This is a genomic window from Rhodohalobacter sp. (assembly GCF_034521535.1).
Taxonomy (GTDB): Bacteria; Bacteroidota; Rhodothermia; order Balneolales; family Balneolaceae; genus Rhodohalobacter.
This window is the reverse complement of the sequence record NZ_JAXHMF010000001.1, coordinates 104,482-117,517: the sequence shown is the minus strand read 5'-3', so window position 1 is coordinate 117,517 and position 13,036 is coordinate 104,482. Positions and strand designations below refer to the sequence as shown.

The following is a 13,036-nucleotide window of genomic DNA, read 5'->3' as shown; positions in this document are numbered from 1 at the left end:
GTGAAAAAAAAATTAATAAAATGGCTACTGTAAAACTACTTGAACTGGCTCACGGCCGCAGCGGAGACAAAGGAAATGGAAGTAATGTTGGAATCATTGCGCGTCATCCTGACATCTATGAATTTCTGAAAAAAGAACTTACTGCAGACAGGGTAAAAGAGTATATGAAGCACATCTGCAAAGGCGAGGTTGAGCGTTATGAGATGGATAATATCGGTGCCCTGAACTTTATTCTGAATGAAAGTCTTGGCGGCGGTGGAACAGTATCTCTGAAACTTGATGCACAGGGAAAAACTCACGCTTCCACCCTCTTGCGCATGGATATCGATGCTCCGGAAGAGCTGATCGAGAAAGCAAAAGCGACTAACTAATGAATCTTAGAAAATATCTCACAACAGGAAAAGAGAAGACAACGATTTTAATTCGATTTCTGGTAGGTGTGGTATTTTTGGCTGAAGGAATTCAAAAATTTCTTTACCCTAGTCTAAGAGGACCTGGACGTTTTGAAAGTATCGGTATTCCTTTCCCCGAATTTTCTGGCTACATGGTGGGTGGATTTGAAACGGTCTGTGGATTACTGGTTCTGCTGGGATTATTTACAAGGTATGCCTCGATTCCACTCATTATAATCATGGTTGTGGCAATTATAACCACTAAAATTCCAATCCTTTTTGGAACTGAGATGATGGGATTTAGTCTGAGAAACCTGGAATATTACGGTTTGCTTAGCATGATCCATGAATCCAGAAATGATATGGCAATGCTAGTAGGCTCTATTTTTCTCCTGATAAAAGGAGGTGGAATGTATTCACTTGATCTAAAATTGTTTGGATCGGGAGATCCGGATCATCACTAATCCATTCCGGTATTGAAACGGTCTCTAAGCTCCTGCACGTAAATTCCAATGTTATTTCGAATTTCAAAGAGTCGGTTATGAAATTCAAAATAAAGCTCACTGTCCAGCAGTTTACCTTTCTTTAGCTTCTGCAGATTTATGAGAGCTTCGTTTGCACTGTAGAGAGCTTTCTTTGTGTAGGCAATGTTACCACCCAATACATCCAGATCGAAACCGAATGAGTAGCCCCCTGCGAGTTTTGCGGAGATGGTAAGTGTATTACTTACAAAATCATGAACCGGTTTAGACTGATAGTGCGGATTGATAGACTCTCCCCATTTCAATACATCAACGGCAAAATTTCTGGACTCTTTGTAAACGGATAGATTTTCAATGGAACCAAACTCATCCATCGAATAATCTTCGCTTAATTCCTTCCAGCTTTCTCCGCTTTCATAATCGTCTTCATCATCCTGATCAAATGGGAAATCCTCGTCAAGGAAGAAAAAGTCATCGTCATCCCACTCATCTTCATCATCTTCCCAGTCGTCTTCATCTTCAGGGAAATAGGCGTCATCTAAAAGAAGCTCTTCTTCGATAAACGTTTCCACAGCATCCAGCTCATCGATACTCTCCTGGAGAAGAATAAGCCAGCGCGGGGTGTTTCCATTAGGATCAGAAGTGATGAATTGTCGAAGTTGTTCGCTTCTTTTCTCGATCTCGTTTAGGTGGGACTCCCATTGAAACTCATTCCAAATAGGGCCGTCGTCAAAATCGTGAAAGCTCATACGCAATGATGTGCTAAAGAATTATAGGTTATTGTATTTAATCAAAAAACAGTGTTAAATACAAGTATAAAAATACGACTTTTTATATTAAAAGTAACTACAAGAACGGTGTGGTTTTAAGTTTCTTACAACCTTAAAAATATTTAATTAAACCTATAATAATTAGCTATTTAAAGCTTTTCCAAAACTTTAATAATTACTTTTGTCATTTTAGGTTCAGCCATACCTGCCGCCTCCAATATATCTTCAATTACAACAGGCTGGAGCGAGTCGGGAAAACATTCATCAGTAATTACAGAAATACCAAGAACTTCCATGCCCATATGAACCGCCGAAATAACTTCCGGAATCGTGCTCATTCCAATTACATCAGCACCAATAAGCTTTAAAAAACGATACTCTGATTTTGTTTCGAGCATTGGCCCGCTCATAGCTGCGTAAACTCCTTGGTGCATAAAAATATTTTCTTCGAGAGCCACAGTCTGCGCAATGTCTGTCAAACGCTCTGTATAAGGTTCACTCATATCAGGAAAGCGCGGTCCCAGTTCGTCATCGTTGGGTCCGATAAGCGGATTGTCACCCAAGAGGTTTATATGATCTTTAATCAACATAATATCGCCGCGTCTGTAGTTGGAGTTCAGGCCGCCGCTTGCGTTGCTTACAAAAAGAGTATTGGCTCCGTTCTCTCTTAAAACACGAATTGGAAATACAATCTGCTGCATGGTGTATCCCTCGTAAAAGTGAAATCTACCCTGCATGGCAACCACTTCCTTACCACCAAGATGACCAAAGAGAAGTTTTCCTGCGTGACTTTCTACGGTAGAGACAGGAAAGTGAGGTATTTCGTCGTATGGAATCTCTGTTTCGATATCCATCTCGTCAGCCAGCTGACCCAATCCGGTACCTAAAATCAGCATATACTCCGGCTGCATTTTAGTAACAGATTGAATGTGCTGCAGTGCTTCGTTACGATTCTTACGAAATGTTTCTACTGATTCCATATTAACTTGATGATTTGGTATGCAATTTTTTAGGTAAAAAGATAAGAATAATACTCTGCTTCAACAGTATTAATGAGCCGGCAGTTTAGTTAAATAAGATGATACAGTTAATCCAGTTCATCCAGAATATCATCCAGAGATTGGGGTACTTTGGAAGCTGAATCACCTTCATCAGATTCGTCAAACTCAAATTTTTTCTTTTCGTTTGATGATTTTTTCCGGGCTTCCATCTCTTCCAGTTCCGGTTCTTTAGGAAGACGAAATAGCGATGCTTCATCTTTACTGAACTGACTGAGTGAATCTGAAGCAATATCTAAATAGGATTTTATTCCACTGATAATCTCTTCGCGTCTGTCTAGCAGTCTTAAGATGCTTTGTCGAATCTGTTGCCTCTGCTGATGAGCTTCCCGAACAATCGAATCGGCCTCCATCTCTGCTTTTTCTATAATATTGCGAGACTCTTTTTTGGCTCCTGTTAACTTTTGTTCAGCACTGTCTTTAGCTGTTTGAAGTGTTTCATGGAGAGCTTCTTCCACACGCTCATAGTGTTTCAGCTTGTCATCCATTTTATCAATCTGATTTTCAAGTTCCCGCATTTTTCCAACCATATGCTCCCACTCGCTCGCAATAAGATTCAAGTATGCGTGAACTTCGGCGGTGTCATAACCCCGTAGTGATTTTTCGAACTGCTGCTGTTTGATTTCCAGGGCGGTGAGCTTCATTGGTTTTGATCCCATAGTTTGGTTTGGATGTACAGGTTATAATTATCAGACTCAAGAGTATGCGAAACAGATATAATCAAAGAAAATAACGATTACTGATTTAACATGTTTTTCAGTTTACCGCTATCTGTTCGGTTTTCATTCTCATTTTTCTTTTCATCATCAATTTCTATCTCAATCGCACTTTTACGTTCCGCCTTTTTTTCTTCCTTATTATTGGATTTGGAAGGCAAAGGATCATCACCGGAAACGATGGCTTCCAGATTTTGAAGTCGCCTGTCGGTTTTCTCCTTAAACTCCCTGAGTGCAGCTAAAAATTCCTTGTTATCCGCTACGCTACCGCTGGATTTTCGCTTTATTGCAGCTTTAATAATACTGCCAAGGGTTGCTATGAAAACAATGGAAATTACACTCCCAAAAATAATACTTAAAATTACTACTTCTTCACCCATGTCTAATCACCTTTTTCTTTAGCTAAATTAGAAACTTTACGTTCGTTCTCTTTTTTGATCTGTTCATCCCTATCTATTTCAATCCGATCCAGAGGATCAGAAGTCTTTGATTTGAATTCGTTAGGGTCACTGGCGGCAATAGCCTCAAGATTTTCTATACGTTTTTTCATTTGATGAACTAACGTTCGAACCTCGTCCAAGTCTTCTGCTGTTTTTGACGATTTATCCTGCCACTTTAATTTATTTTTTTGATAGTCTACAATATACCCGCCGATAATTGCCGCAAGCGCAACTAAAATCCAACCAAAAGCTCCCATAATTAAATCAATTTTTTATTTAAAATAATAAATCCCTGACAGGAAGTGGTATTATAACGGAATGATTTTTTAATAGTTGCGTTCTCCAAAGATTGCCGTGCCAACACGAACCATGGTAGATCCCTCCTGAATTGCAACTTCCAGGTCGTTGGTCATACCCATCGACAGGTGTTTTAAATCTACTGATCCTTCACTGAGATGTATATGTTCGTCGCGTAGTTTCTTTAAAAGTTTGAATTCAGGCCGAACTATATCCAAATCATCCGTAAACGTAGCCATTCCCATCAGCCCTCTAACTTTCGTGTACTTTAGATTCTGAGCGTATTTAAGCATTCCTTCCAGTTGCTCCGGATCACATCCACTTTTCTGATCTTCATCACTGATATTTACCTGGATTAGTACATTAATTACACGATTAATTTCTGAAGCTCTTTTTTCTACTTCCTTAAGAGCTTTCATTTTGTGAATGGATTGGATCCAGTTCACTCTTTCAACCATGTACTTAATCTTGTTGGTTTGAAGATTGCCGATAAAATGCCAGACGGCCGCAGGATTTTTAACAGACTCCATTCTGTCCTGCAATGCTTTCGCCCTATTTTCGCCAAAGTGGTAATGACCTTGTTCTATCAGTTTAAGAACATCTTCATCCGGCTTGGTTTTACTTACGGCGACCAGCATAATTTCGTCAGGATCTCTACCTGAATCCTTGCAAGCTTTTCTAATTCTTTCCTGAACCTGATTGTAACGTGAATTAATATCGCTGCTCATAAATATCAGTTATTAATTATCTAAAAATTTTCCTCTTTATACTGATAAGTAAGATAAGCTTGAAAACATTTCAAAAAGTAATTGAAAACACAAATAAAACTGAATTTAGTTTTTTAATGGTTTAAAAATAATCGTATTTTGTAAGCCTGTGATAAAGATTATGATACATCAGCAAATATCTTACATAAAGGGTATAGCGGGTTCTTTCCTTCCGGTAGAGACAAAAGCACATCAAATAAACGGAGGCTCTAAGACTTGAACACTCAAGTTCGCCATATAACAGACTTTATGCATCAATGGGCTCCCCCCGGCATAAAGATGAGTTATGATAATGTTGGACTTTTAGTAGGTGATCCCTCCACATCTGTATCGAGAGTATTAGTTTGTCTTGATGTTACAGAAGATGTTGTTGATGAGGCACTGGAAAAAAAATGTGAACTTATTGTTTCGCACCATCCCCTCATTTTTAAAGAAATTTCGAGAATCAACCCTACAGATGAACAGGGCCGGATTATTTACAAGATGATTCGCAATAATATTGCCCTTATGTCAGCTCACACAAATCTGGACGCAGCACTTGATGGGGTTTCATTTGTACTAGCCAATAACCTGGGTCTCGACAATCTCCAGTTTCTGGACAAGAATTATAACATAAGCCGGAAAATATCGCTGGTAACCAGTACAGACGACACAAAAGCTGTATTGAAACTCCTTAACTATTTCTCAGCCGAAGAGGCTCACTTTTTTAGCGTGGATAACCGCAAAGAGGGGCAATACTGTTTTGAAGCAACGATAGATCAACAGAATGTAAGTCAGTTACGCGGGGCTTTGGAACAGGAAGGATTGCTTAAGAAAGGTAGCTTCCAGGAGATGGAGCTTACAACACCATCCAACAATTTTGGAATGGGAGTTATGGGCGATTATCCCGAAGAGGGAATTGCCATGGACGAATTTCTACACTTGATCTGCCGGGCACTTGATGTGCCATCCGTTCGATTTTCCGGTAAATCTGATCGAATTAAAAAAGTTGCTGTTTGTGGCGGAGCCGGAGTATTTCTGAAGAAAAAAGCGATAAAAGCCGGAGCAGACGCTTTTGTAACTGCAGATATTAAGTATCACGACTATTTTACTGAAAGGCAGGATTTCCTGCTTGTGGATGCCGGTCACTACGAAAGTGAATTTCCTGTAGTGGAAGCCATCCGAAAAGAACTTTCTGAAGCTTTTGAACACCTATCCGTAGATGCAACCGAAACGGTAACCAATCCCATGAAGGTCTACGTAACCGATTTTGAAAATAAAAACATCTAAACTTCTCTATATAAAGCCATGCAAGAGGTACTTCAACAATTAGCCAATTTACAGTACATCGACAGTCGAATCGACGAAATCAGACAACTTCGCGGCGATCTCCCTGAAGAAATTCTTGATATTGAAACGAATATTAATCGATACAATGCTCGTATCAATCAGCTTGAAGAGGAAGCCGACAGCCTTAAATCTGAAAAGAAAAAGCTGGAAGTAGGTATTGAAGAGTCTCTGGAAAAGACCAAGAAATATGAAGAGCAGCAGCTTTCCGTTCGTAACAATCGAGAGTATGATGCTTTAACCAAAGAGATTGAAGCACAGAAAACGTTTGTTGAAAATGCTGAATCGAGGCTGGAAGAGATCTCAAAAAGACAGGAAGAAGTAGAAGCTGAGCTCGAATCGAACAAAGAGAAGCTGGAAGAGACAGAAGAGCTCCATGCAGAAAAAAAAGTGAATCTGGACAAGGTTGTAGCAAGCACAAAAGAGGAAGAGGAAAAGCTTCTGGATAAACGCGACGAACTGGAAGAGGAATTGGATAGTCGCTATGTGAGAAGCTATAATCGCTTGAGAGACGGACTTGCAAACGGAATGGCCGTTGTTGCAATGGACAGGGGAGCCGCTCACGGAATGGCTTTACCACCGCAAACACAGGTTGAAGTTCGCAGAAAGAATAAAATTATCATTGACGAGAATAGCGGTCGCATTGTTGTAGACCCCTCCTTCTTTGAAGAAGCAAAAAAACAGCTTAAAGTTTAGATAAAAATTCGTTAAGCATCTTATTATTGATGGTTATACGTTTATAGCTACTCTAAACGTTACCAATACATCGATTTAAGTGAAGATTTCCGGACAATCGCTTCCCGACTTGTCGGGATGAGGAAAGTCCGAACACCAACGAGAACCGTGCTTCCTAACAGGAAGGTCTCTTTAACAGAGGACAGCCAGTGCCACAGAAAACAGACAGCCTCGATTCGTTGAGGTGATGGTGAAAAGGCGAGGTAAGAGCTCACCGCCCCCGACGGTAACGCCGGGGGGCAGGGTAAACCTCACGGGGTGCAAGTTCACGCAGGCTGTGCGCCTCTCGTCGCTATACAGCCGGGTAGAACGCTTGAGCTTTGGAGTGATTCAAAGCCTAGATAAATGATTGTCGTTCCGATTTATCGGGAAACAGAATTCGGCTTACAGGAAATCTTTACGAACTTTAAAGGCTATTGGAGTATTATCCGGTAGCCTTTTTTGTTATTGGAGTGAAAAAAGAAGATTTTGGAGCAGAAATCAATGGGTAATAAAATCCAGTATCTTAGGTTATAGACCTAGAATAATCAATACTAAATAATAAACATACTACATGAAATTTTTTAAAAGTATAAGTATCGCACTGATCGTAATCCTATTTGGAGCGGGTACACTGTTTGCGCAAGTGCAGCAACAGGAGCAACAACAACAGCAGCAGCAACAGATGCCTGACCTTCCATCAAATGATGATGTTAGTGATGATGAAATTGAAATGGTTGCAAGTGCAATTAATGAATTGGGCCCAATTCAAACTGAAGCTCAAGAGAAAATGCAGGAAGCCGTTGAAGGTGAAGACATCACGTTCGAACGTTTTCAGCAGATGATGATGGCCATGCAGAATCCACAAATGGCAGATCAGGTAAACGTTACTGACGAAGAGATGGCAACACTTCAAACACTGCAGCCAACTCTTATGGAAATTCAGTCAGAAGCTGACAAAAAAATGGTTGAAAAGATTGAGTCGAGTGGATTGACGGTTGAACGATATCAAAATATCGTGATGGCTGCTCAACAGGATGAAGAGCTTAGAGCTCGTGTTGAAGCTCTTCTTGAAGATGGAGAAGAAGGATAACTGATCTGAGTCATTTCAGAATTTAAACAGAAAAGGCTGTTGCTTATCGCAACAGCCTTTTTTTATGCTCAATTTCTAAAGATTCGTATTAAAGGTTTACGCTGTACGAACCTTTAATTTTACGATCCAGCTCACGGCGCACATCTTTCTGTTTGATATCTTCCCGCTTATCATATTGTTTTTTACCGCGAGCCAGACCCATTAAAACTTTTGCATAACCGCCTTTAAAGTAGAGCTTAAGGGGAACAAGAGTAAAGCCTTTCTGGTGCATACTCTTATCTATTTCTCTGATTTCCCTTTTCTTGAAGAGTAATTTTCTCTCCCGTCGCTCATCGTGATTGCTGTATGAACCGAACTTATACGGTTTTATATACATATTCTTCAGCCAAATCTCCCCATTCTTAAAATAGGCAAACGCTTCATTCAGGCTTGCCTTGCCATCCCGAATTGATTTTACTTCAGTCCCCTTTAAAACGATACCGGCTTCGTACGTTTCATCTACATGGTAGTCGTGACGGGCCTTACGATTCTCAATTTTTGGAGGAGCGTTTTTTTTGGATTCTTTTTTAGCCAAAGGTCTCTTCTGTTTTAAATATTAAAACGATCTCTTTACTGATAAAGGTATCAGCTAAACGGCTTGATACCAAAGATTATAGATTAAATCAGTAATCAAAACCGACTTCCCGAAGAGCCTCGAGCACCTCAGGTTCCGGTTCGCGGTTTGGTATGGTTGAATAGATATCCATAATCTGAATAATCTGATCGCGCGCCATTTGATTATCAGGATTGAGCTTGAGTACCTCCACAAACTGAAGCAGCGCGTTATTCATGCGAGTCCGCATTTCCGTTTGATCAAACGTACTCATACTGTGAAGCCCGTAATTAAGGTGTGTCTTCTCCAGCAAGAAACGGGTATCCGGATTCTGAGGATCTTCTTGTCGAAGCAGACTCAATGCATCTTCATATCTGTTTTGATCAATCAGCTGATCAACCTGTTCAGAAAGAGTTAAATCAGGATCGATTTCAATATTTTCTTCTTCGCTGCTGCATGAGAGAAGTGTTGCCAGAAGTAAAAGTGTAATTAATTTTTTTAGCATTGTATTGTATTGATAGGTTCTTTAGTTGACAAAATAAATGGGTGTAGGACTGATGCAAAGGAGAAAGATGACCATACTGATCCATCCCAGGCGTCTTCTGCCGGGTGAAAGCGGTTGCTCATAAATAACCGGCGGATGCTCGATCTTAACAAGATAAACGAGAAAGAAACTCCATACTACCCAGATTAATGAACCGGACTGCTCAAAGCTTCCGACCCAAAAATAGAGATACGCGATAGAACTTATGATGGATAATGCCCAAATCGGAGCAATCCAGTTATGTTCTTTATAAAACCCTTTTCGAAATAAAAATAGCAGAGCAGCTGCCCAAATGAGAAGCGAGGAATATCCATAACCGGGAAACCACTCATCAATGGTAAGGAACAGGAAAGGGATTGCCTCGATCCCTCCAAGAGCAGTGATAAATCCAAAACTTATACGCGCTACGGTCTGATGCTTTTTATACCCAATAAGTGAGTAGAGAATATGACCGCCGTCCAACTGACCAACTGGAGTCAGGTTCAAAGCAGTGAAAAAGAGTCCAAGCCAGCCGGCAAAGAGAAACGGGTAGTGGTACATCTCATACATTGGAGGCACATTGTCGAAGAATGAAGCCAGGAAAGTGAAGAGAATAGTATCACCTATTAAAATTGTAGCGGCTTCCTCAGACTGAGGCTCTGGCGCTTCATCCGGATAAGTACCGGTTTCCTGCACATGAGCAATGACCTCTTCATGGCCGGCAAAGTTTTCGACAAAAGTAGCGTCGGGTAACGTTGCAAATCCATAGATCAAGATAATCAGTGAAACAACAAAACCGGCAATAGGCCCGGAGATACCGATATCAAATAGTTTTTTGGTGTCTCGGATCTTCTCTTCGATTTTGATAACAGCCCCCATCGTGCCAATGCCCAGCGGTATTGGAATAAAATAGGGCAGTGTAACTTTTACGTTATGATAAACGGCTGCAAAGTAATGGCCAAATTCATGGGTGCCTAAAAAGGCCAGAAGAAGTGCTGCAAAAAGAGCGCCCTGCGGCCACATCTCCCAGTAGGATTCTACATTTGCCGTATGGCCAACCCAAAATATTCCCACAAACGTAACACACAGGAATGTTACCACAAATAGCAGAAAGTGCTTGGTCATTGTCCACGGAGAAGGATTATTCTTCTTAACCGGTTCAAAGTCTGAATTTTCTTCTTGAGAAAAGTTGTACTGGGGAAATGACAAATTATAGCCCTTTAAGTGATTTTGTTTCTTCTACGATTAAAGTTGAGAACGAAGTACCGGCATCGTCATACACCGAGCCCCTCCCCGTCCGCGACACAACTCATGCCCCTGGAAGCTAATCGCTATTTTACCTTCCTTTTTATAGTCAAATGGTTTATTGGTGAACTCATCGATAAAATCGTATTGATCCATCAGTTTATACCCGTTCTCAGCCATCATTTCAAATGTTTTGGTGTTCCGACCATATCCTACAATCACACCGGGCGCAAGCGCAAAAACGTTTGCACCGTCAGTCCATTGTTCGCGGTATTGGTTGATCTGTTCTTCCCCACCGCATCTGATGAAATTAAAATTCCGGCCGGTTAATTCCTCAAGTGCATCTTTTAGTGATTTGCACCTGCGGGTTTGCACGTGATCTCCCGAAGCATAGAGGTCTACCACATTCTCGGTTTGTCCTTCTATTGCGGGTGGAAAAACAATGCACTCATTTTTATCAGCAAATGTAAAGATTGTATCCAGGTGCATGGATGAGCGCTGTTTAGGAATATCAACGGCAAGTACGTGCTCCACGCCTGATTTTATCAGTTTTTCAGCAACACTCATCAAACCGCTGAATGAGGTTCGCTCACTCATTCCAATCAGAACAATCTTTTCCGATGCTACAAGTACGTCGCCGCCTTCAATAGATTGCTGGCCGGTAATGTTAATTGTTTTGTTTTTTATTTCACTGAAAAGCGGGTGATGTTTCACAATCATATTCATCAGCAGAAATTCCCGGGCGCGCGCTTTCTTAGCGGCTCGCGATAAAATAATATGATTTCCCACCACTGCTGATAGATCCCGCGTGAACAGAAGATTGGGTGCAGGGTTAAGATTGAATGCGCGATTTGGCGGTATCGAGCCCTCCACAACAAACTGAAGGAGTTTTTCAGCGGGGAGTTCTTTTAGATCAGACTGAACGGTATGAATATTTTCAAACGGAAGTTCTTTAATCATCAATTCGATAAACTCTTCCCGCACAGACTCATCCTGAAAACACTCTAGCGCCAGATCCAGTATTTCAATCACTTCGCCATCTTCAGGCATAGCTGCCTTGAAAATTTTGAGCATATCCAGATGCTCCTCTTTTGCATCACTCTCAAAGATGATATCGTCAAAAAGCAGTTCATCTTTATTTTCCGGATTGACGAGAGAAACTTCGTGTCCGGGTGTGTGAACGATTACTTTTTTTAGCGGATTGATTTCTGAAGGTATACCTACGTTCATGGTCTATGTTTAAGTCTAAAATTTAGTCGTGTAAGATATGAAAAATCACAGAGAGATCGTTCTGCCTCAATTTATATTTGGATGACTAAAAATTGAGTTTAAAGAACAGTATCTTTCCATGAATCATGATGCGGTTTTATCCGTTATTATGGGTGTTTTAAGAAAGTATAGCAGTTATTATGACAACAAAATCCGAAATAGAATCACTGATTTTCCTGTTGGATGATCCAGATCCGGAAGTGCAGAGCAGTGTCCACAGCAGATTTAGAGAGCTTGGCGAAGATGCCGTTCCGCTGCTGGATCAGCATAAAAGTGAGACGGTTGGGGAGTCTGACAAAGAGTTCATCAACAACATTATCTACAACATTACCATCGGTTCGCTGATGGAAGAGTTTTCGGATTTGATGGAAGAGGGGATTTATAACAGCCGCCAACTGGAAAAAGCTGTTATGAAACTGTCGAAGTTTGCTACTCCCACGCTGCGGGAAGGAGACTACTCCCGTAAGCTGGATAAACTGGCACAGCAGATCAGCTCGGATATTGCATATACGCCATCCCTGCGGGAAAAAATGCATATTATGTTGCAATATGTATTTCGTGAACTGAGGTTTCGGGGCGACGCGGCTAATTACCATATTCCTGAAAACTCTTTAATGGATCGTGTGATTGACAGGCGGAAAGGAATCCCTATTATGCTGGGACTGGTTGTGATCTTTCTGGCCAGGCGACTTAATCTTCCTTTTTATGGGGTGAATATGCCCATCCACTTTTTAATTCTTTATGAAACACCAAATGAAGGTGTTCTCATAGATCCGTTCGATGGCGGTACAATTGTGAGTTACGATCAGTGCTACTACTTCCTCAAAAAAAATGGTGTGGAACCGCGGCCCGATCATCTGAAAAAAGCAGATGAAATCCAGATTCTTGCACGATGTATCCGTAACCTGATTCACAGCTACAGCAAAGCCGGGCAGGAGAGAAAAGTGAAAGATTTACGCCAACTGCTCCAGCTGGTTGAGTTGAAAGGGTGAATTATTGGAAATTGAAGTAAGGAAGTTTTTTGTAGTGTCCCCCTTTGAAGGGGGATTGAGGGGGATGATTCTCTAAGCGTAAATTCGGGTTCAAATAATGAACTTTTGAGTCAAATTGATACTCAGTTGTACATCTCCTGCAATCCCTTCAAAGAGCTATAGTCTACAAATGGAACAGAGGCGATGTAATCATAGATTTTTTTGCAGCGGAGCTGCTTGCTTGTCGTCCCGGAGCAGAGCACCAAGACGAGGGGAAAATAGACTTTTGCCCCAAATGAGTTATCAATGGTTTTTGGGAGAACCCTAAGAGAGCTTGCCTGCCGAAGCTTTAGCAAAGGCAGGCGAAGCGAACGCATGGAG

The 13,036-nt window shown here is 41.1% G+C and carries 16 protein-coding genes and 1 other RNA gene; 7 read left to right on the top strand and 10 right to left on the bottom strand.

Features of this window, described 5'->3' with window-relative positions; all coding sequences use genetic code 11:
• The first annotated feature begins 20 nt into the window (after positions 1-20).
• Together U5K35_RS00580 and U5K35_RS00575 are read left to right on the top strand one after the other, a co-directional pair.
• Positions 21-371, top strand: a complete 351-nt coding sequence (locus U5K35_RS00580) for a hypothetical protein (RefSeq protein WP_322569527.1) — start codon at positions 21-23, stop codon at positions 369-371.
• Positions 371-856 (top strand): DoxX family protein, encoded by a 486-nt coding sequence (locus U5K35_RS00575; protein ID WP_322569526.1) that lies wholly within the window; start codon positions 371-373, stop codon positions 854-856. Before U5K35_RS00580 ends, U5K35_RS00575 begins: the two co-directional genes overlap by 1 nt.
• Here the strand turns inward: U5K35_RS00575 and U5K35_RS00570 are convergent.
• The 6 genes from U5K35_RS00570 to U5K35_RS00545 all read right to left on the bottom strand — a co-directional run bounded on the left by U5K35_RS00570 (position 853) and on the right by U5K35_RS00545 (position 4,883).
• Positions 853-1,623 (bottom strand): hypothetical protein, encoded by a 771-nt coding sequence (locus U5K35_RS00570; RefSeq protein ID WP_322569525.1) that lies wholly within the window; start codon positions 1,621-1,623, stop codon positions 853-855. The two genes, U5K35_RS00575 and U5K35_RS00570, sit on opposite strands and share 4 nt — an antisense overlap.
• A gap of 170 nt (positions 1,624-1,793) precedes the next feature.
• Complete coding sequence (locus U5K35_RS00565; protein WP_322569524.1) at positions 1,794-2,624, bottom strand: purine-nucleoside phosphorylase; 831 nt, start codon at positions 2,622-2,624, stop codon at positions 1,794-1,796.
• 107 nt (positions 2,625-2,731) lie between these two features.
• Positions 2,732-3,361 carry a DivIVA domain-containing protein gene (locus U5K35_RS00560; RefSeq protein WP_322569523.1) on the bottom strand — a complete coding sequence of 210 codons (630 nt, stop codon included), beginning with the start codon at positions 3,359-3,361 and terminating at the stop codon, positions 2,732-2,734.
• A 77-nt stretch (positions 3,362-3,438) separates the two neighbouring features.
• Positions 3,439-3,798, bottom strand: a complete 360-nt coding sequence (locus tag U5K35_RS00555; protein WP_322569522.1) for a hypothetical protein — start codon at positions 3,796-3,798, stop codon at positions 3,439-3,441.
• A 2-nt stretch (positions 3,799-3,800) separates the two neighbouring features.
• Positions 3,801-4,115, bottom strand: coding sequence for a hypothetical protein (locus U5K35_RS00550; RefSeq protein ID WP_322569521.1), 315 nt, complete (start codon positions 4,113-4,115; stop codon positions 3,801-3,803).
• Positions 4,116-4,184: 69 nt separating this feature from the next.
• On the bottom strand, positions 4,185-4,883 hold the full coding sequence (locus U5K35_RS00545) for a YggS family pyridoxal phosphate-dependent enzyme (protein ID WP_322569520.1): 699 nt from the start codon (positions 4,881-4,883) through the stop codon (positions 4,185-4,187).
• 255 nt (positions 4,884-5,138) lie between these two features.
• On the opposite strand from U5K35_RS00545, the gene U5K35_RS00540 reads away from it, so the two are divergent.
• The 4 genes from U5K35_RS00540 to U5K35_RS00525 all read left to right on the top strand — a co-directional run bounded on the left by U5K35_RS00540 (position 5,139) and on the right by U5K35_RS00525 (position 8,055).
• Positions 5,139-6,191 carry a Nif3-like dinuclear metal center hexameric protein gene (locus tag U5K35_RS00540; RefSeq protein ID WP_322569519.1) on the top strand — a complete coding sequence of 351 codons (1,053 nt, stop codon included), beginning with the start codon at positions 5,139-5,141 and terminating at the stop codon, positions 6,189-6,191.
• An 18-nt stretch (positions 6,192-6,209) separates the two neighbouring features.
• Positions 6,210-6,944 (top strand): hypothetical protein, encoded by a 735-nt coding sequence (locus U5K35_RS00535; protein WP_322569518.1) that lies wholly within the window; start codon positions 6,210-6,212, stop codon positions 6,942-6,944.
• Between the two features lie 81 nt (positions 6,945-7,025).
• Positions 7,026-7,386, top strand: an RNA gene (gene rnpB, locus U5K35_RS00530) — RNase P RNA component class A.
• A gap of 150 nt (positions 7,387-7,536) precedes the next feature.
• Positions 7,537-8,055, top strand: coding sequence for a DUF4168 domain-containing protein (locus U5K35_RS00525; RefSeq protein WP_322569517.1), 519 nt, complete (start codon positions 7,537-7,539; stop codon positions 8,053-8,055).
• Between the two features lie 88 nt (positions 8,056-8,143).
• Here U5K35_RS00525 and smpB read toward each other — a convergent pair whose 3' ends face one another.
• From smpB to U5K35_RS00505, 4 genes are all read right to left on the bottom strand, one after another.
• On the bottom strand, positions 8,144-8,629 hold the full coding sequence (smpB, locus tag U5K35_RS00520) for an SsrA-binding protein SmpB (RefSeq protein ID WP_322569516.1): 486 nt from the start codon (positions 8,627-8,629) through the stop codon (positions 8,144-8,146).
• A gap of 88 nt (positions 8,630-8,717) precedes the next feature.
• Positions 8,718-9,152 carry a hypothetical protein gene (locus U5K35_RS00515; protein ID WP_322569515.1) on the bottom strand — a complete coding sequence of 145 codons (435 nt, stop codon included), beginning with the start codon at positions 9,150-9,152 and terminating at the stop codon, positions 8,718-8,720.
• A gap of 21 nt (positions 9,153-9,173) precedes the next feature.
• A complete protein-coding gene (locus U5K35_RS00510; protein WP_322569514.1) occupies positions 9,174-10,379 on the bottom strand; it encodes a site-2 protease family protein in 1,206 nt (401 codons plus the stop codon).
• 36 nt (positions 10,380-10,415) lie between these two features.
• Positions 10,416-11,645 carry an arginine deiminase family protein gene (locus tag U5K35_RS00505; protein WP_322569513.1) on the bottom strand — a complete coding sequence of 410 codons (1,230 nt, stop codon included), beginning with the start codon at positions 11,643-11,645 and terminating at the stop codon, positions 10,416-10,418.
• Between the two features lie 179 nt (positions 11,646-11,824).
• Here U5K35_RS00505 and U5K35_RS00500 point away from each other — a divergent pair, with 179 nt between their 5' ends.
• The gene (locus U5K35_RS00500; protein WP_322569512.1) at positions 11,825-12,676 is read left to right on the top strand and encodes a transglutaminase-like domain-containing protein; all 852 of its coding nucleotides are present in this window, start codon (positions 11,825-11,827) and stop codon (positions 12,674-12,676) included.
• Positions 12,677-13,036: the final 360 nt, after the last annotated feature.